This is a genomic window from Micromonospora echinofusca, from assembly GCF_017614955.1.
GTDB lineage: Bacteria > Actinomycetota > Actinomycetes > Mycobacteriales > Micromonosporaceae > Micromonospora > Micromonospora echinofusca_A.
This window is the reverse complement of sequence record NZ_WVUH01000108.1, coordinates 1-19859: the sequence shown is the minus strand read 5'-3', so window position 1 is coordinate 19859 and position 19859 is coordinate 1. Positions and strand designations below refer to the sequence as shown.

Genomic DNA, 19859 nt, shown 5'->3' with positions numbered 1-19859 from the left:
GGGTGATGTAGTGGGTGACGTCGCCGTAGTTGGTTTTGAGTTGGGACGGTAGGGCGTAGGTGTCGTCGTAGGTGAAGGTGACGATTTCCTCGGCCAGGCCGCCGGCTGCCGGGTAGGTGATGGTGTTCGGGGATCCGTCGGCGAGGAAGGTGGCCTTGGTGGTGTAGGTGCCCTGCAGGGTGCCTTCGACCGGCGGGATGATCGTTCTGACCTGTGTCGGCCGGTACTGGGCGTCGACCGTGACGAGTTGGGTCTTGTACTCGTTGCCGCCGATGAAGCGGGATGCGGTGCTGGTGAGTCCCTTGGCGGGGGTGTCGTAGGTCCAGGACGCCCGGACGGTGCCGCTGGTGTTTCCTTCCCGGACGGATGTGACGCGGCCGAGGGTGTCGTAGGTGTAGGCGAGGTCGGCGACGGCGGTGCGGGAGTCGTGGACCTCTTCCAGCTGGCCGATGCTGTTGTACGTCATCGTGGTGACGCCGGTGTCCGGGTCCTCGGCCCGGGTTTTGCGGCCCTGGATGTCGTACTCGTAGGACCATTCGTTGCCGGCGGCGTCGGTGACGGAGGCGAGTTGCCCGGTGGGGTGGTAGGTGTAGCGGGTCTCGTCGTACGCGGTTGTCGGGTTCGTGCCGTGGTGCTGCCACTGTTTGGTGGTGGTGCCGCGGGCGTCGGTCCACACGGTGGTGGTGGTACCGCCGGCCGGGGGTGTGGTGGTGTGGTGGTCGCCGTGGTAGGTGGTGGAGGTGCGCCACTTTTCGACCTGCACGCCGCCCTCGGAGGTGAGCAGGATGCGGTGGGTGGGGCGTCCGGCGGCGTCGAAGAGGGTGCGGGTCTGGCTGGGCATGTCGGCGTCGTAGCCGCTCCACAGCGTGAGTCCCGGGGTGCCGGTGGCGTCGCGGTAGGCGGCGTTGGACTTCCATACGCCGCTGGCGGCGTCGTAGAACGTGTCGGTGATGATGCGACCGCCACCGTAGGCGAGGGTCTGTGTCTGCCGGGGGCGGCCGAGGGAGTCGATGATCGCGTAGGTCGTGCGGTAGCCGCCCTTGGCGTTGATGGTGCGGGTCGTGGTCCCGGACGGTCCGGTCTTGGACAGGGTGTAGCTGTAGTCGGTGGACGGTGTGGTCGGGAAGGTGGCCTTGTTCCGGTTGGGTAGCCAGACGGCGGTGACGCGTCCGAGGCCGTCGTAGGTGGCTTCGGTGACCCGGAGGTTGGCGTCGGTGGTCTTGATGGTGGCGCCGGTCGCCGGGTCCACCTCGGTGCTACTTGTCCAGCCCAGCGGGTTGATGGTGGTCACCTTGGTGACGGGCCCACCGGTGGCGGGTGTGTAGTCGGTGTCTGTTTCCGCGCCGGCGATGTCGGTGGCCTTGTCGATGCGGCCGTAGACGTCGTAGGTGCTGGTGGAGACGGTGTGGTACTGGCGGGTGGTGCCGTCGAAGCCGGTGATGGTCTCGACGGCGGTTATGTCGCCCTTGGCGGGGGCGGTGCCGTAGGTCAGGTTGTCGTAGGTGAACTTCGTGTCGCTGATGATCTGCCCGACGCTGGTGGCGGGAGTGGCGCAGTCGTCGGCCCAGGCGTGGACGCGTTTGACGCTGGTGAGGATCCACGCGGTGATGTTGCGCACGTATTCCGTGGCGGTGCACTGGTCGTCGGCGGTGGTGGCGTCGTCGCCGTAGTCCTCCACGGAGGTGGGCATGCCGTAGGCGTCGTAGTTGGTGGTGGTCGTGGTGCGCCGCCAGCCGCCGTCGACCGCGGTGCGGGTGCGGGTGGTCCTCACGGCGACGTGCCGTGATTCGACGGTGGGTGTGCCGGCGCGGGTAGCGGTCGCCGGGTCGGAGCGCCACGGGTCGCTGACGACGGCGACGAGGACCGTGGAGCCGAGCCAGGTGATCTGTTCACGTGGCATGCCGGCGAAGTGATCGTGGTCGGTGGCGGCCCCGCCCTCAATGCCCTGGACGGTGACGTTGCGGGTACCCCCGGCGGCGAGTCTGTCGCCGTGCATGCCGCGGAAGTACAGGGTTTCGGTCTTGGTGGCGTCGGCGCCTTCGCCCACGGTGGTGACGACGGTCGGGTAGCCGCGCCAGTCGCCCCAACTCTGCCGGGTGGCCGGGACGGTGCCGTCGCCGTTGTCGTGGTGCCACAGGGGCAGGTTGCCCGGGTTGTTGTATTCGTAGGTGGTCAGGCGGGGCCGGGCGCCGCCGGTATGGTCGATCTCCTGGATCTCAGTGACGACGTACTTGTGGAAGTAGTCGGTGATGGGATCGACGTATCCCTGGGGTGTCCATTTGACCGGATAGCAGCGGAGTTTGTTGTTGTCCACCGCTGCCGGCATGACGCTACCGGCGACGCATTCCCGGTTGCTGTAGGTGACGAATATTTCGCCGCCGGTCTCGGTGCGGATCGACACGATGCGCCACCAGTTCATGGCCAGCGCCCAGTCGGCTCCGGTCGCGTCGACGCGGTTGTTCATCTGCGCGCCGACGAAGGTGACCTCGGGCATCACGACCGGTGTGGTGGCGTTCAGGCCGCGCCGGGTGATGCCTTCGAGCCAGAGGCCGGCGCGGGTGCCGTCACCGGGGTCGAGGAACGAGTGCCGCAGTGTCCAGGAGTTCACCGGCTGATAGCTGGACGTGGCGGTTTTCCATACCTTGGTCGTGACGACGGTGAGGCGTTTGCTGCTCCAGAACGTCGGTGAGATGTACAGGCAGGGGTTCGTGCTGGCGGTGCATTCCTGGTCCCAGGGTGTGTCGGGCCAGGTGGTGGCGTTCTTGGTGGTGCAGTTCGTCAGGCACCGGTGGTCGTTGGTGAACTCCACCCTGGCCGGGGTGTTCTCGACGTAGGGAGACGCGGCGGCGTACTCGTTGTTGTCCCGGCTGTCGCTGCCGTAGTCGATGCGGGTCAGGTATCCGGCCCGGTCGTAGCTGACGGGCGTCGCGGTGACCTTGTTCTTCGCGTAGTAGTTGGTTTCCTTGGTCCACCACAGGGACATGCTGTTGCCGTGGATGTCGACGACGTAGTCGAGGTTCCACCGCCACGCCTGCTTCTTGCCCGTGCACTCCGATGCGGCGAACGTCGCCTGGTGGCAGGGCTCACCGGAGTGGTTGCCGAAGACCGGGACGGTGAGCACCGAGTTGGTCGTGGGTCGGCCGGCTGACCAGCCGGGTAGCTGGTGACGGCCGAACCAGTACTGGGTCCCGTCACTCGTGGTGACTTTCCAGTACTCGTCGTTGTCGTCACCGTTGGCGAAGGCAGGCGAGGTGAGGAGTTCGATCTTCGACCCGTCCTCGTGCCGGGGATGCCACTCGCCATTGGCCCCCTTGACGAGTTCCATCGACCGGCCGCCGAGTGACATGACGGCGTTGTCGGGCCCCCAGCAGAGGTCCCCGGTCTTCACCGTGTTGTTCGCCCCGCCGGTCATGTCGTCGGAGCACTGCTTGTATCGCCGCTCGACGAATCCGGGCGTGTAGTCGAAGCCCTCACCGATCATGCCCGGCTGGTTGTTGGTGGCGGCCTGCCGACCATCGACGGACTGGGAGCTGTAGGACAGACTGAGCTCCGGTTCAGGCCCGCCGAGCCCGTCCGGTATCTCCATCGGGTAGGACCACTGGAACCCTCCGGTGGACCCGCCATGCCCCCAGCTCGACGACGGGGCCAGGTCGGATGCGGCGAAGTCACCCGCTCCACCGGAAGGGCCGCTCAACAGCGCGAGCAGGGTCCCGGGTTTGCCGATCGCCCCTGCCGACGGGGTGAGGCTTGTCCTGTCGGGCCGCAGCGTGACCGTGGAGGTGACCATTCCTCTGCGGTGCTCGTTGCTCGTGGGAAGCGGGGTCTCGGCGCAGCCGGTGGCGCCGGGAGTCGACAGGGCACACTCTGGCAGGGCGGCGAGCCGTAGACGGGACTCCCAGTCGGCCCCGAACGCCGTGCGGAACCGGTCGTAGTCGATGGTGACCTGCACCTGGCCGGCAGCGGTGGACGCGTCATCGCGGACGATCCGCACGAGGAGCCCGTTCACCCCGGCTTTCGCCGCTGACGAGCGGGGCAGGACCTCCACCCGTACCGACGACGGAACCGAGAGACCGCTACGGGCGCTGGCAGCGGGGGGCCGGGAGACCCGGACCGGCATCCCGTCGACCTGTGTCGTGGTCCCGCGACTCCCGGTAGAGCCGGTCAGGTCGATGACCGCCGTGGCGGGGGCGGGCCACACCGGCGCGGGACGGGCGACCCTCGCGGCGGGATTCGTGGGCGCTGCTTTCGGCGCGGACGGTCGTATCGCCGCGCCGGGCACCGACGGGTACTGCTGGGGCTGGAGGTTCGCCGCGGCGGCGGGCGTTTCGGCCTGTGCCGGCACCTGGGTGACCAGGGTTGCGGCCAGTAGCGCCGAAAGCCCCAGTGCCGACAGGAGCCGGCCCCGTTTCCGTATGGTGGATGCGAGTTGTCTGCGTTTCCATTGTCGGCTGTTCAACCCGGATGTGGGCGTGTGGGACCGTGGCACGTTTGCCTCCCGGACAACGTGTGTGAGGACATGGAAAGCGCCACTGAATTCCGCGGCGATGGGACACCCTGTGTGGGGTGGTGGCTGCGCCTGACGGCGCAGCCACCACCGAAGATGTGTCAGGATTCGATCGTCAGATATTGGATATCGGCGTCGGTGAGCGCGCCCTGCCACGCCCGGACGCGGTCGATGGTTCCTGCCGCGAAGTTCCCGGCAATCGCACGCCCGATGTGGAATGTCCCGTTGCCGTGCCAGCCGGTCACGTTTGCGCGGGTCGCCTCGAGTTGGCCATTGACGTAGAGCTTCAACTGCCTCGTGTGCGCGTCGTACACCGCCGCCAGATGGGTCCAGGTGTCCAACTGCGCCAGGGACGTGCTGTAGTTGGCCTGCCAGGAGGTGGTTCCGTCAGCGGTGGGCATGGTGACCACCCACTGCCCTGTCGGGGCGTTGTGCATCAGATAGAACGCCGACCAGACCGACCCGTCCTGCGCGAGGATGGCCTGATGGTTGGGTGAGGTCAGCTTGACCCATGCCGCGACGGTGAAGGACTGGTCGGTACGGACAACCGGCGCGGCCGTGTCCGCCGATCCCGCCGTTCCGTCAAGCCCCAGACCTCCGGAGAAGTTGTACCCCTCCGCCCACCAGGCCGACGGCGACCCGGTGAATGTCGCCGGCCGCTGATAACCGGAGCCGTCCCCTTCCTGGCGTGGGGCGTCCTCGTCGTAGTCCTCCATCTCCCACTGCCCGGCAAGGGTCGGTTCCACCAGCGGCTTCAGGTCCAGGTCGGGTACGACAACCCGGTCCCAGACACGAACGTCATCGATCGCGCCGTTGAAGTACCCCGTGGGCGCGCCGTTGCGTCCTCGTCCGACGTTCAGCGACCCGGTGGAGTTCCACACCGGCGCCGTCGACCCGGACCCGACCTGCACCCCGTTGACGAAAAGTGACAGCTGGGTCGCCGATCCCGCGTCGTACACCCCGGTCAGGTGAGTCCACACCCCGACCTGCACCGCGGCCGTCGCGCAGGCGGGACTGGCGGTAGCAGGGGCATTCTGCGTGTCGCTGGTATAGGTGACGAAACACCATTTCTGGCTGGACGGGTGGTACTGCAGTTCGAACGGGCTCTTGTTGACCCCGGGTTGGGACACGATGACGTGGGAGCCGGTGATCGCGTCAGCGCGTACCCACGCCGAGACCGTGAAACTCTTCGAGGTGTCCACCACGGCGGCGCCGGTAGAGGCGTGGTCGTCGACGCCGTCGAACTTGACCGACCAGTTCTTCCCGCTGGTGCGGTGGGTGCCGATGACCCTGGAGTCGACCCAGGAGGGGCTGTTGACCAGAGACGCCGTGGATCCGCCGGTCCCGACAGCGGCCACCGTCGTTCCACTGCCCTCGTTCATCGACCACGTCGCTGTGGGCGCGGTCGCGTCCGCGACGAGGAACACGTAGCTGTACTCCCCGGAGGCGTTCTGCGCCGCGTCCCGGCTGCGCACCGTCAGCACGTTGTCACCCGGATGCATCGGGGTGATCCAGACCGTGACCGAGCCACCGAGCGCCGCCGGTTGGGCAACCATCTGCGGTCCGCCGTCGAGTTGGTAGACGTAGTCGTAGACGTCCGGGACCAGGTTCGCACCGAAGGTGAACCGCCCCGATACGCCCACACCACCGCGACGCACGTCGTTGGGCGGCGATTCGAGATAGACGCCATCGGCGCTCGTGACCGTCGGTGTCGCCGCCGGCGGATCACTGTCGATGGTGAACTCGCACCAGGGCGAGAACCCTGACGCCGCGCCCTGAAGATCGGTGGTCTTCACCTGCCAGCGGATCAGGTCCCCGCCGACCAGACCCGTGATCTGGGCCTCCGCCTTGGCACCCGGCGCCACCCCGGTGTCCGTCTTGGGCCAGCCCGCGAGCACCGCCCACGCCGTCCCGTCCCACTTCTGTACCGCGAACACCCCCGACAGCACGCCGCCGCCGCTGCCGTCCGGGTCGGTCAGGGTGGCCTTCATCCACGGTCGCGCCGAACGGACGATCGGCCTGCCGGTGCCGGTCACACACCCGAGCGCCGGTGACGTGTAGTCCGCATGGGTCGACAGTTGGGCTGCCGTGGGCGTGTTGGGCGTGCTGTTGTAATCCACGGTCAACTTGGTCAACGCGGGATCGAACTTCTTCCACCACTCCGTGGTCGACTCGGCGGTGCCGTCACTGCGTCGCGTGGACAGGGCAAGCGTGTACACGGCCTGCCCGACGCCGTTGTCGATGATGTCCTGCTTCAGCGCCGCGCTGGCGAACTCCATGTGCAGGTCCGGTTGAGGATCGCCGCTGCAGGTATTCGAGTCCTCACTCGGCTTGTGCGCATGCCCGGACCGTTTCTCCAACCAGAGCTGCAGGTTCGGGCCGTCCCATGTCTGCTTTCCGGTCGTGGTCAGGTCCGCCGAACGCCACAGGCTCACCTCCGTCGAGGTACACGAGTACGAGTGGGTCATCTCCGTGATGAACTTCGCGCCCGTGATCGTCTTGCCCACCAGGCCCGTCAGGCCGAACGAGAAGAAGGACCGGTAGTTACCCGAGCCGTCCGGGTTCTTACCCACCCGGACGATCCCGTCGTTGCGGGTGGCATCGGTCTGGTTCGCGTACCCCCAACGGATCTTGTTGATCGTCGTGGACGGGTCGATCATCACCGGAAACGCGGTGTTCACGCCCTGCAGCATCGCCGAACTCGGCTCCACCACCAGATCCGAGCCGACCAGCGCGACCGGAAGTTCCTCCTTCAGCGCGAGATCAGGCACCACCCGGGTGGCATCGGAGTCCGCGTCGGCGGACTGCGTCCGCAGTCCGGCCTGCGTCGGCGACTGCAAACCCGTCGAGTCCCACATCAAGCCACTGCCGGCGGACAGCACCTGCGCGCCACTGGTGTCGACCACCTCGAAACCCCCGCCGGCGCGGCTCAGGATCGAACCCCCGGTCACCGACACCGCGAACCTGATCTGTTGCAGGGCCGGGTTGGTGGCAGCCTCCGGTGTGTGGACGACCAGTACCCACGTGAACCCATCCGTGAGCGCCCGAAGGTGGAGGTCAACCTGAGGAAACACCGACTCGTAGACAGCGGTGTCGCCGACGATGCGGACGGGGGGCAGCCCACCGGGCCACGACAGCGCCAGCTCTCCCCCACTGAACAGGACCTTGACCGCAGGGCCCGTACCCCCAGGCGAGAACTCGACATCCGCCAACGTCGCCACCGGAGCCACAACACCATTCGCCCCGGACCGCAGCTGCGTGTCGATCTGCCGCCAGCCGCTACCACCGTCCCTCGTCCAGTGAGGGGTCGCGTACGACTCCAGCACGAGCGAGCCCTCGGGAGTTGCCAGCGTCCGTGAGAGCTCAGACTTCGAACCCTCGACCTCGACGCGGAAACCCGCTTCCCTCGCGGCTACCAACGCCCGTTCCTCCGGCGAAGCCCCACCGGAATCGTCCACCGGCGCCGCGGCAGCCGGCGCGCCCGCCAGATGCCGCATCGGTGCCACGCTGGCCAGAACCACCAACGCGACCAGGAAGGCCCCCGCTCTTCGCCATCCGGCACGGCCCCGTACATCGCTCCGCTTCACACAACCCCCATCGATAGAGTCGAATGAAGATAAGGATCAATCACGCTCGGTGTCAAGGTTCACTACTCTCCGCAACCGATCGGGAGTTGGAAGCCGGCCGACCACGTTGATGCCCACCAAGGTCCCGCTCGGCCGTCGCCGTCCCACCCGATAAAGCCGCCGGGGCACCCACCACCTCAGTCCGAAACTGAACTACCGGCTCGGTCCGGACCTGCCGAAAGACATGGGCGACGACATCAGCACCACCCGGAGCGAGAAAAGCGGGTGGATGAGGGATCTGCAAAGCCGGGGACCTGAAAGCGAAGCCCGATGTGGAGGGCGTCAACGTGGTGACCGGGTACCGTCACAGCGTGGCCCATCCCGTCCGCCTTCCGTAGGGGCCCCCGACGGCCACGACGGTAAGCACCAAAAGCCGCTTACGGCGCCTCCCGGATCCCGACGTTCCCGGCCATGGTGAGCACTTGGAGTGGAGCAGGCCAGGGCGGCGACAACCACTGTCAGGCGGGGCCGTCGAGTAGGTGTTGGCCGAAGGGCGGTCAGTCGACGCCGCACTTCTCCGCCCTATCGGTTGGTGACCACCAAACCGACGTCGCAGAGCACGTTGGCGTGTTCGCTCGCGCTGGCCGGTGGAAGGCCGAACCTTCCGGCCAGGTCCCCGGTCGAGCAAGACCCCCGAGCACCGATGCAAACCCGAGCGTGGGCCATGGTACGACCCAAGAGACTTACCAGGGTGGCAAGTCGGTTCACCCCGGACGGGCCGGTCAGCACGCTGACGAGGTCGTCGACACGCCCTCAGACGAATACTGATGGCGCCTGGTCGCCCACTGCACTTGCCCGCCGAGCGGTACTCCACGTTCCGCGCCGCCGACGGCCTGACGCAACGGCGGACCTCGCCCGTTCCCCGGGCACGACCCGATGACCCGACGCCTCCCGTTGCTCGACGAATTTACAATCGTCACATCTTTCCGCACCTCGCTTGGAGGCTTCATGTCGATTCGGCGCAGGGGCTCGACGCGCCAGGCGGCCACAATGGCCGGCGCTCTCCTACTGGCCACGGGTGGCTTGGTGGTCGCGACCGGGCAACCAGCAGCGGCCGTGGGCGACTACGTCACCCCGACCAGCGTGACGTGGACCGACGCCCGGCAGCCGTCCAGTTCTTTCTCCCCCTCGGACGGCACCGTCCCCGTGGGCACATGGGAAGCCGAAGGGGACAAGCACACCGCCCGGGCGTACTTCACCTTCGACCTGACGCCCTACGGGGGGAAGCGGATCGTCTCGGCCCGCGCTATCACCGGGGAGACGGTGGTCAACGACTGCGACAAGCCCCGCGAGATCGAGCTGTGGCGGACCGACCCGCCCGTAGGCGCCCCGACCTGGAACACCGCCCCGGCAGTACGGGAGAAGGTGGCGGACGTCGCCTATCCCAACCTGCCCTGCGGCAGCAGCTTCATCGGCGTGATGATCAGCGAAGCAGTCCGCCAAGCGGTGGCTGACGGGCAGGACCAGCTCACCCTGATGGCCCGGATCGCCGGCGACCACGAACAGAGCAAACACTACGGCCGCTGGATCAAGAACGTCGGTATCTCGCTGGAGCACAACACGCGACCGAACGTTCCGGACCAGCTCACCGTCGACGGTGCGGCATGCGACACGTTACTGATGACCGGTGACACCGGGCCGGCACTGCGGGCCAGTGTCACCGACCCGGACGTCAACGAGACCGGAGGCCGCGACATTGTGGCAGCGACCTTCGCTCTATGGCCGGTCGACCGGCCGGCTGAGCGGACCGAGGTGACCCTCGACGGTCAACCCAGCCCGGCCCGGTACGTCTACCAACTCCCGCGGGGCAGGCTCACCCACGGCAACACCTACGCCTTCTCGGTACGGGCGTCCGACCGGTACGACAGCTCAAACTGGTCGCCGGAATGCCGCTTCACCGTCGACACGGCGGCCCCGGCCGCCCCGACCGTCTCCTCCATCGACTACCCAGCCGGCTGGAACGGTCCGGCCACCGGTGGACCCGGCATCCCGGGCAGCTTCACCTTCACCGCCGACTCCGACGACCTGGTGGGCTTCAGCTACGGCGAGTCCGGCTTGAGCTCAGGCTTCGTCCCGGTCGACGCGTCGGGCCGGTCGGCGACGGTCAGCTATGCGCCGGTGACGTACGGGCCGCGCACGCTGACCGTGTACAGCGTCGACCGGGCCGGGAACTTCTCCGAGGCAACCAGGTACCAGTTCTACGTCCGCTACACCGCGCCGACGATCACCGACGCCGACCCCGAGGCGCCAGCGGGTACGCCACGTCGGCTCACCTTCGCTCCGAACATGGAGAACGTCGTCGAGTACACCTACCGGCTCAACGACGGCGAGGAGACCACCGTCCCCGCCGGCGCAGACGGTACCGCACAGGTGACCATCACGCCGGAGATCTCTGACGTGTACTACCTGTACGTCCGCAGCAGGACCGCGGACGGGCTGTCCTCGGGCGAGGGCTGGATTCTCCTCTGGGTGCCGGAAGCAGGCTGACGACGAAGGGGCGTCGGGTGGTGGAGCCCGGCGTCCCCTTCGCCCCTACAGGGTCAGCGAAGGCCGACCGTCAGCACCGGCTTGGGTGACCTCGGCGGCGGTCGGGCTGCTGAGCAGAACGTTTCGCCCCGACTCTGCTCTCCTCGCCGAGAGCGGGACTGTCGCGGTTACTGTACGAACATGTCGGGATCTGCGCGAGGCGGGGAACAGGGCGGACCCGCACCATCGATTCGTAGCAGCGGTCCGACCACGGTGTCGGTGCTGGACAGGTCAGGGTCGGTGGGGCCACCACCGAACCAGTCAGACAGCTCGGGCACGCCATCGCCGTCGTCGGATCAAAATTCGTGCTGGCAGGTGGGGAGCACCCGCGACGGGCCTCGGGAACTCGTCGCAGAGTTCCGGGAACTTTGGTGAATGCGCCGGCCTCCGGTTGAGTCAGCCAGGGTTTACGACTTGGGGTTGCGGCAGGAGGTGTGGACCTTGAGATGGGGGCAGGTCAGGCGTCGTCGCGAGCAGGAAGTACCCGGCAGCGGCGGCGGAACTCGTCGAGCCACTGGCGCATCTGGTCGTCGTCGTGCAGAAAGCCTCCGTCAGGTCCGGTCGACAGATCGATGCCATGGAGTAGATCAAGAGCCCACCAGACGGCCTCGTCGGTGACCGCGTCGTCGGCCGGCCCTCCGTGCCATTGGGCGGCCCACCGGTCCGCTTCATCGCGTGTACGAGCACCGGTCAGCACAGCGGTGAACCACGCGTCCACCTCATCGCGGGTTGGTGGCGGTTGCGCGTAAGCCATCCTCTGAGGATGCCGCACGCGGAAATGACCTGGGTGCCACCCAGCACGGGGTGTGCGCCTACGGCGACGCCGCCTCCCAAGCCTCGGTGACACACAGCTCCTGGTAGTCCCACCAGCCGTCGCGCCGGCCCGTATCCAACAGCTGGCGTACCAGGTGCAGATCAGCATCGGGCGCAATGTCGATCACGGCAAGCCCGAACATGCCGGCACCGGTGACGCTCAGGGCGGTGAACCTGTCCAGAATGGCGTCGACGCCAGGCTCTGGCGGGCCGAGTGGGCTGTCGGGTGCGAGCGTCACCCGGACGGCGCAGAAGCCTGATGCTTCCAGTTTCTCGTGTGCCCACAGCTGCCCGTCCGCGTCCCGTCGGACACGGAAGATGTCGCCCTTGGCGGCGTTCAGCGCGGCCCACGGTGCCCTTCGCAAGCGGACCCGTTCCGGCGGCAGCGCCTCGGCGCTTATGCCAAGGCCGGTGGCTGGCCCACCGGACATACGGAACCACACCTGGACCCAGCCCGGTGGTAGTTCGACTGCGGCATGGCTCGACGACGACACGACCCAAGCATGCCGCAGGCAGAGCGGCCAGCTCGAAGTCGACGGGGTGCCGTTCCGAACCGCCCGCGATCATTCTCCGATCGCGGCCCGCCCCGGGTCGCGGCGAAACATGTCCTCACATGCCTTGGTCCGCTCCGTGTTGGTTCACTCGCCTACCGGATGTGCATGTCGCATGGGGGGTGCTCGACGCCCGGTTTGCCGAGTCCCGCTACGTCGCGGTGATCGGATAGCCGATCGTGGCGATGTTGTCCAGCAGATCGGCGAGGGTCAGATTCGGGTTCAGCGTTTTTATCACCGCGTCGGTGAGGGGTTTCTGGTCGACGACGTGCTCGACCGCCGTCCGGGCCAGCTCGATTTCGTAGTAGGCCCTGGTGAACTCGACGAACCGGTCGACGATGTCGTCGAGCAGGATCTCGAGCATGCCGGAGCCGTCTGGTCCGGTGCGGTCGTACAGTCCCCGAAGCGGTGGGAAGGTGATGCCTTTCCCGGCATGCCAGTGGTCGTCTCCGGCCAGTCTCCACAGCACTGCTGTGGCGATGAACTGGCCCTCCTCATCGCAGAAGGCGGGTTCCGTCAGCTGCGGACCCAGCGTTGCTGGGATCCCGTCGATCAGGCCTGGCCACAGCTCGTGGTCCGGATCGCCGTAGGGCGACATCGCCGACTCGTGGTCGAAGACCCGGATGAACGTGCCGTCAGCGGTGAACACGACGGCCCACTCGTCTCCGCTGCCGTTGCTCATCAGCGCTGCCTCGTCCTTGCCCCATGCCGGGTCGTAGATGTAATAGGGCGCCCCACCGTCGATGATGCATTCCAGCACGGCCAGCGCCCTGCAACGTTTCTGCAGCACGTCGCTCGTGGGCAGTCTGACAGCGATGTCGTACACGGTCACCTGATGACCCTACGTCGGCGTGCAGCGGCTCGACCAAAGACCTGCGTCGCCGCTGACACCGACCACGCGCCGCCTTCGGTCGCCGCGCGCTGCCATGGCCGCGATACGCCTGCCGCCTGCACGCGCCCACCAGATCCGTCGAACACGATCAGATCTTGACTGCTCCGGCACGCAGCCCGGCCGAGCTGGCCAACCCTGACGAGGACGACCGTCGTTCGATGCGCTCGCCTGGCAGCCCGACGCGCTGCACCTGCCGGGCTGCTCCTGCCTGTCACGGCACGCCGGCTGTCCCGAATGGGTGCGCGAGGGCTGCCACATGTCGTATTCGTAGGCTGCGCTGCGGTGCGGTCTGCACGATCGGCTGACCGGTGGTGTCAGGGTGTGTCAGGACGCCTGCGAGTTCGATCGGTCTGACAGTCGAGATCTGGGCGGTGCATGTCATCCACGGCATGCCCGCCCGGTGGGGACCTTCCACTGGCGAGGTCGATGGTCCGGCACGGCTGGCGCGGCGTACTGACACCGCAGCCCTCTTCGTCACATCCGAGGGAGGAGCGCCCCCACCGGACCGCTCGGCCTTCGCCTGGTCCCCACCGTGGCGGCCGTCAGATCCCTTGTGGGGTGCCGTAATGAACACCGCTGTGTCTGTCCTGGCCGTTCTGGTCACGTCCACCCCGGCGCCGACGGCGCCGCAGAGCATTCCCGCCGTCATCTCCGGTATCACGGGCTGGATCATGGGCATCATCGCGTTGGTCGCGACGATGTTCCTGGTCATCGCTGGTCTGCGCTACATGGCTGCCGGGGGCGACCCGGCCCAGGTCGAACAGGCGAAGGGCAACTTCAAGTCGGCACTGGTCGGCTATGCGCTGGCTGTTCTGGCCCCGGTCGTCCTGCAGGTGCTGCAGGGCATCCTGCGCGGCTGAGTAGGCGGCGGTCATGGTCGACTGGCTGATGGACGGCCTGGTCCGGTGGCTCGCCGAGAAGGTCGCTGACCTGCTCGGCGGTCTGCTGGCCTTTCTGACATCTTCGATCTTCGTGTCGCCGGACGTCACCGTCCTGCCGCAGGTGAGGACGATCGCGGACCGGAGTGCGCTGGTCGTCAACGCCTGCTTCGTCCTCGCGATCGTCGCGGTGGGCGTCGCCACGATGGTCGGCGATTCCATCGAGATGCGCTACAGCGTCAAGGAGCTGGTGCCCCGGCTCGCCGTCGGTTTCGTCCTGTCGGCGTTCGCGGTTCCGCTGACCGCGGTGCTCATCGACGTCGCCAATGCCCTGACGGTGTCGATGGCCGGTGCGTCCGCGCCGACGACGGAGATGGTCGCGTTCGTTCGGGTCCGTATCGCTGCGGCGATGACCGACGGGAGCGCCGCGCTTCTGACGGCCGTCATCGGTCTGCTGATCGTCGTGCTGATGTTCATGCTCGCCGGTGGCTGGCTGGCCCGGGTCGCGATCCTGATCGTCCTGGCCGCGGTCGGGCCGGTGGCGTTGGCCTGCTACGCCACCCCGTGGACCCAGGGCGTCGCCGCGCTGTGGTGGCGGTCCGTCCTGGGTTGCCTGGCCACACCGGCGCTGCAGGCGGTCGCCTTCTCCGCCGGCGTCGACCTGCTGACCGACCCGCGGTCGAACCTGCCGATCCTGCTGGGTGTGCCCGGCTCGGACACGGTCAACCTGCTGATCGTGATCGTCGTCCTGTTGGTCACGGTCAGGATCCCGGCCCTGATGCGCCGGTTCACCGCGCAGGGCGGCGGCCCGGCCGTCGGGGCTTTCCTGCTGCGCACCGTCGCTCTGCAGGGGTTGACCCGCAACCTGGGCCGGCGCGCACCGGCGCCTGCGGCCCGGGTCGACATGAGCACCCACCACCACTACCGCCATCTGCGTAACGTCTTCCCCAACCGGAGTGGCACGTGACCAGTCTCGACGACACCCCGCCGCGCGCCGTCGTCCCGGCGAACGTCAACGAGCCCGACCGCATCGCGTTCGGGTTGACGTTTCGGCAGTTGGGCATCATCGGCGGTGCCGGCCTCGCCGGGCTCGGTGGCTACCGCGCGTTCGGGCAGCTGCTGCCGCCGGTGGTCTGGCTGGTCGTCGGCGTCGTCGTGTTCGCCGCCGCGATCGTCGTGGCGCTGGGCCGCCGCGATGGTCTGCCGTTGGACGTGTGGTTGCGGCACGGTATCACGCTCGCCCGGAGTCCCCGCACGCTGGCGCCGGGTGCGGCCCGGGCCAGTACGGTCGCGGTGGTGGCGGGTGCGCCGGTTGTTCCGGCGCCGCTGCGTTCTCCGGTCACGGCGATCAGTCCGGCCGGGGTTTTGACCTGTGAGGGCGGCGGGAGGGTTCTGATCGCCTGTGGCACCACGAACATCCACCTGCGTACCGGGGATGAGCAGGGTGCGCTGCTGGACGGGTTCGGTCGGTTCCTCAACAGTCTGACCGGGCCGGCGCAGATCGTCGTGGCCGCGCAGCGGCACGACCTGACCGGGTACGCGCAGACGGTCGTGGACCGGGCGTCGCGGCTGCCGCATCCGGCGTTGCAGGCCGCCGCCGCCGATCATGGGCGGTTTCTGCTCGACCTGGACAGTCGGCGTGATCCGTTGCGCCGGCAGGTCCTCGCTGTGGTCACCGGCGAACACGCCGCCGATGCCGCGGTGCGTGCCCTGTCCGGTCTCGGTGTCGAAGCCGCCGTCCTGGACGGGCCGGCCGTCGCGTCGGCGCTGGCGAACGCCGTCGATCCGTTCTCCCCTGCGGTGTCCGGTCCGCGTGCGGTGCCCGGCACCCCGATCACTTTGCGGAGTATGTCGTGAAGCTGTGGAAGTCTGGTAAGAGTGTGGCGGCCGGCGGGCAGATGCCGTCGCCGGCCGCGTTGGTGGTGACGCCGTGGCATGTGCAGGTCGGTGACGGGTTCGCCGCGACGTACGTGGTGTGCGGTTACCCGGCGGAGGTGGGGCCTGCCTGGTTGGATCCGCTGCTGTCCTATCCCGGTCGGGTCGATGTGGCGGTGCACGTGGATCCGGTGGTGCCGCAGTTGGCCGCGCCGATGCTCAAGCGTCAACGTGCCCGCCTCGAGTCGTCGCGCCGTCTGGATGCCGAGCAGGGGCGGCTGGGTGATCCGGTGGTGGAGGCGGCGGCGGTCGACGCCGCTGATCTGGCCGAGCGGGTCGCCCGTGGGGCGGCGAAGTTGTTCGAGGTCGGTATCTACGTGACCGTGCATGCCCGTACCGTCGACGAGCTGCGTGCCGTCGCCGCGGGGGTGAGGTCCGCGGCGGCCAGTGTGCTGCTGGATCTACAGCCGGCCACGTTCCGTCACCAGCAGGGGTGGGTTGCCACGCTGCCGGTGGGTGTGGATGCGCTGCGGATGCGTCGTGTTCTGGACACCACGGCTCTGGCGGCGGCGTTTCCGCTCGCGTCGGCGGATCTGGCCGCCCCGGCCCCTGGTGTCGTGGCCCCGTCGGACGGGGTGTTGTACGGGGTCAACACCGCCAGTAACGGGGTGGTCGTGTGGGACCGGTGGGCGCAGGACAACCACAACAGTGTGGTGTTGGCGCGCAGTGGCGCCGGTAAGTCGTACTTCGTGAAGTTGGAGGTGCTGCGGAACCTGTACCAGGGCACGACGGTGTCGGTGGTCGACCCGGAGGACGAGTACGCGCCGCTGGCGGAGCATGTGGGCGGTACGGTCGTGCAGCTCGGTCGACCGGGGGTACGCGTCAACCCTTTCGATCTGCCCGACGACGACCGGGCGGACACGTTGACCCGGCGTGGCCTGTACCTGCACACGCTGATCTCGGTGATGCTCGGGGCGGCCCCGCCGCCGGCTGAACGCGCCGCCCTGGACCGGGCGATCACCGGCGCCTACCACGGGGCGGGGATCACCGGTGATCCGGCGACGTGGACCCGGCCGGCGCCGCTGCTGCGGGACCTGGTCGAGGTGCTGGCCGGCGACGGTGACCCGGCCGCCGGGCAGCTCGCCGCCCGGCTCGCGCCGTGGACAGTGGGGAACTTCGCCAGCCTGTTCGACGGGCCGACCACCACCACGCCGCGCGGGCATCTGGTGGTGTGGTCGCTGCGGCACCTGCCCGACGAGCTGCGCACCGTGGGTACGCTGCTGGCGCTGGACTCGATCTGGTCGGGCATCGACACCCCGACCCCGGACGTCCGCCGGCGGCGGCTTGTCGTGGTGGACGAGGCGTGGCTGCTGATGCGCGACGGTGAGGGCGCGCGTTTCCTGTTCCGGATGGCGAAGGCCGCCCGGAAGCGGTCCGCCGGGCTGTGTGTGGTCACCCAGGACGCCGCGGATGTGCTGTCGACCGACCTCGGTGTGGCGGTGGTGTCCAACGCGGCGACGCAGGTGCTGATGCGTCAGTCCACGCAGTCCATCGACGCGGTGTCCGAGGCGTTCGACCTGACCGCCGGTGAGGCGCGGCTGCTGTTGTCGGCGCCGCGTGGTGAGGGTCTGCTCGTCGCCGGTCGTAGCCGGATCCCGTTGCGGGCTGTCGCGTCGGATGCCGAGCACCGGATTGCCGTGACCGGGATCGGGGAGGCGCCGTGACGGCCCGTCCGGTCTGGCCGGTACAGGTCTGGCAGTGGGTCGTCGACCGGCCGTGGTTCGGCCTGATCGTGGCTGCCGTGGTCGTGGGGGTGGTGTTCGCCCACGACCAGGTGCTCGCGTGGCGGCACCGGCGGTTCACCGCCGGCGCGCGGTGGGTGAGCATCGCCGCGCCGCCGGAGGTCACCGACTCCGCTGCCGCCGCGTTCTGGACGACGATGGCGGGTGTGCTGGGCGTGTCGGCGTGGCGGCGCCGGGTGTACGGCTGTCCGCATGTGGGGTGGGAGTACACGTGGGCCGGGCGGGCGTTGACGATCCGGGTGTGGGTGCCGGGTACGGTGCCGGCCGGCGCGGTCGAGGCGGCGGTGCGGGCGGCGTGGCCGGCCGCGACCGTCACCACCGCGGACGCTGCCGCGCCGATCCCGGCGGGCGTGGGCGAGCAGGTCGGTGGGGCGTACTGGCCGCAGCACACCGACGTGCTGCCGCTGCGCAGCGACCACGACAGTGACCCGCTGCGGGCGCTGCTGGCCGCCGGCGCCGAGGTGCGCGACCGTGAACACGCGTGTGTGCAGGTCCTTGCCCGTCCGGCGTCGGCCCGAAGGGTGCGGGCGGCCCGGCGGGCGGCGGCGACCGCCGGCACCCATCCTCACGGACGGCCTGATGTGGCCACCCGCGTCGTGTCGGGTGTGGCGCGGTTGGCTGTCGAGCCGGTGCGGTGGCTGGTGGAGGTGTTCGCGTCCGGTCCGGTCCGGCCACGAACCCCGGGGTACGCCACGCGGCCGGCCGAGCGGGACCCGGTGGCCGCCGTCGACGCCCGCGCCATCGTGGACAAGGCGGTGCGGGTGCCGCACTTCGAGATCGCGGTGCGGTTCGTCGTGGCGGCCGACGCGGACAGGACACCACCGGGCCGGGAGCGGACCGCACGGGTGCGGGCGCGTCTTGTCGGGCTCGCGCACAGCATCGCCGCGGCCGCTGCGGCGTACACCGGCCCGAACCGGCTGCGGCGCATGAGCATGCCCCAGCCGGTCGCGGCGGTCGCCGGGCGGCGGCTACGGCGCGGTTTCCTGGCCACCGTGGCGGAACTCGCCGCGCTGGCCGCGTTGCCGCAGGACCTGGCGGTGGCGGGTCTGGACCGGGCGCGGGCCAGGGCCGTGCCGGCGCCGGTGCGGGTGCCCTCCGGTGGGCGGGGTGTGAAGGTGCTGGGCCGGGCGCAGATCGGCCGGCACAGCGTCGGCCTGCCGGTGACCGACGCCCGCCAACATGTGCACGTGGTCGGTAAGACCGGTGTCGGTAAGAGCACCCTGCTGTTGAACATGATCCTCGCCGACATCAGGGCCGGACGGGGGACGGTCGTCGTCGACCCGCGCGGTGACCTGGTCACCGACATTCTCGACCGGTTGCCCGCCTCGTGCGCCGACCGGGTCGTGATCATCGACCCGGACCAGGAGAACCCGGGCTGTTTCAACCCGCTCGACGACCAGGGTGATCCGCATCTGGCCGTCGACAACCTGGTGGGGATCTTCGCGAAGATCTTCCAGGGGCAGTGGGGGCCACGCATGGACGACACCATGCGGGTGGCGTGTCTGACCCTGATGCGCCACGCCAAACCGACCCTGAGTCTGGTGCCGTCGCTGTTGCAGGACCGGGACTTCCGGGCCAGGTTCACCCACGGCCTGGACGACCCGGACGGGCTCGGCGGGTTCTGGCTCTGGTACGACGGTATCAACGAGCAGTTCCGGGGGCAGGTCATCGCCCCGGTGCTCGCCCGGTTGCGCGCGTTCCTGTTGCGTGACTTCGTCAAGAGTGTGATCGGTAACGCCCACTCGTCGTTCGACATGGGTGCGGTCCTCGACGGTGGGGTGCTGCTGTGCCGGCTGCCCAAGGGCGTCCTCGGTGAGGAGACCAGCCGCATTCTCGGTTCGATGATCGTGGCCCGGGTGTGGCAGGCCGCCATCGCCCGGGCCACGATCCCGGAGGAGCAGCGCAGGGACGCCTGCCTCTACGTGGACGAGTGCCAGAACTTCCTGACGCTGCCGGGCAGCGTCGGGGACATGCTGGCCGAGGCGCGTGGGTTCCGGTTGGGTTTGGTGCTGGCGCACCAGGATCTGGCGCAACTGCCGAGGGACATCGCGGCGGCGGTGTCGGCCAATGCGCGTACGAAGTTGTTCTTCACCGTCGACCCGGCCGACGCGCGGGAGTTGTCCCGGCACACCAGGCCGGAGTTGGACGAGCACGACCTCGCCCATCTCGACGTGTACACCGCCGCCGCCCGGCTGCTGGTCGGCAACCGGGAGCTGCCCGCGTTCACCTTCGTGACCAACCCGCCCGTGCCGGTGGTGGGTGAGGCGACCGCGATCCGGCGGGCGTGCGCCACGCACGCCCCGACCGCCGGCGAGCCGCCGATGCAGCAGCTCGCCCGCACGGCGATGCGGCGGCGCATGACCAACCGTGACCGCTGAGCACGGGGCTGCCT

10 protein-coding genes and 1 pseudogene are annotated in these 19859 nt (G+C 68.8%); 6 read left to right on the top strand and 5 right to left on the bottom strand.

What is annotated here, in order from left to right; genetic code table 11:
• A pseudogene (locus GSF22_RS35700) lies at positions 1–4342 on the bottom strand (RHS repeat protein); the annotation flags it as partial.
• Positions 4343–4605: 263 nt separating this feature from the next.
• On the bottom strand, positions 4606–8001 hold the full coding sequence (locus GSF22_RS14480; RefSeq protein WP_208814089.1) for a LamG domain-containing protein: 3396 nt from the start codon (positions 7999–8001) through the stop codon (positions 4606–4608).
• Positions 8002–9276: 1275 nt separating this feature from the next.
• Between GSF22_RS14480 and GSF22_RS14475 the strand changes: the two genes are divergently transcribed.
• A complete protein-coding gene (locus GSF22_RS14475; protein ID WP_208814088.1) occupies positions 9277–10617 on the top strand; it encodes a hypothetical protein in 1341 nt (446 codons plus the stop codon).
• A 496-nt stretch (positions 10618–11113) separates the two neighbouring features.
• Here the strand turns inward: GSF22_RS14475 and GSF22_RS14470 are convergent, their stop codons facing one another.
• From GSF22_RS14470 to GSF22_RS14460, 3 genes are all read right to left on the bottom strand, one after another.
• Positions 11114–11410, bottom strand: a complete 297-nt coding sequence (locus GSF22_RS14470; protein WP_208814087.1) for a hypothetical protein — start codon at positions 11408–11410, stop codon at positions 11114–11116.
• 58 nt (positions 11411–11468) lie between these two features.
• Positions 11469–11963 (bottom strand): DUF4265 domain-containing protein, encoded by a 495-nt coding sequence (locus GSF22_RS14465; protein WP_208814086.1) that lies wholly within the window; start codon positions 11961–11963, stop codon positions 11469–11471.
• Between the two features lie 208 nt (positions 11964–12171).
• On the bottom strand, positions 12172–12852 hold the full coding sequence (locus tag GSF22_RS14460) for a hypothetical protein (RefSeq protein WP_208814085.1): 681 nt from the start codon (positions 12850–12852) through the stop codon (positions 12172–12174).
• 626 nt (positions 12853–13478) lie between these two features.
• Between GSF22_RS14460 and GSF22_RS14455 the strand changes: the two genes are divergently transcribed.
• The 5 genes from GSF22_RS14455 to GSF22_RS14435 are packed head-to-tail and all read left to right on the top strand — an operon-like array spanning position 13479 to position 19845.
• Positions 13479–13772: a pilin gene (locus GSF22_RS14455; protein ID WP_208814084.1), complete on the top strand. Its 294-nt coding sequence runs from the start codon at positions 13479–13481 to the stop codon at positions 13770–13772.
• A 13-nt stretch (positions 13773–13785) separates the two neighbouring features.
• A complete protein-coding gene (locus GSF22_RS14450; RefSeq protein WP_208814083.1) occupies positions 13786–14757 on the top strand; it encodes a conjugal transfer protein TrbL family protein in 972 nt (323 codons plus the stop codon).
• Positions 14754–15647 carry a PrgI family mobile element protein gene (locus GSF22_RS14445; protein WP_208814082.1) on the top strand — a complete coding sequence of 298 codons (894 nt, stop codon included), beginning with the start codon at positions 14754–14756 and terminating at the stop codon, positions 15645–15647. Before GSF22_RS14450 ends, GSF22_RS14445 begins: the two co-directional genes overlap by 4 nt.
• Positions 15648–15688: 41 nt before the next feature.
• The gene (locus GSF22_RS14440; RefSeq protein WP_208814090.1) at positions 15689–17389 is read left to right on the top strand and encodes a VirB4 family type IV secretion system protein; all 1701 of its coding nucleotides are present in this window, start codon (positions 15689–15691) and stop codon (positions 17387–17389) included.
• On the top strand, positions 17386–19845 hold the full coding sequence (locus GSF22_RS14435; protein ID WP_208814081.1) for a type IV secretion system DNA-binding domain-containing protein: 2460 nt from the start codon (positions 17386–17388) through the stop codon (positions 19843–19845). Before GSF22_RS14440 ends, GSF22_RS14435 begins: the two co-directional genes overlap by 4 nt.
• The last annotated feature ends 14 nt before the right edge of the window (positions 19846–19859 follow it).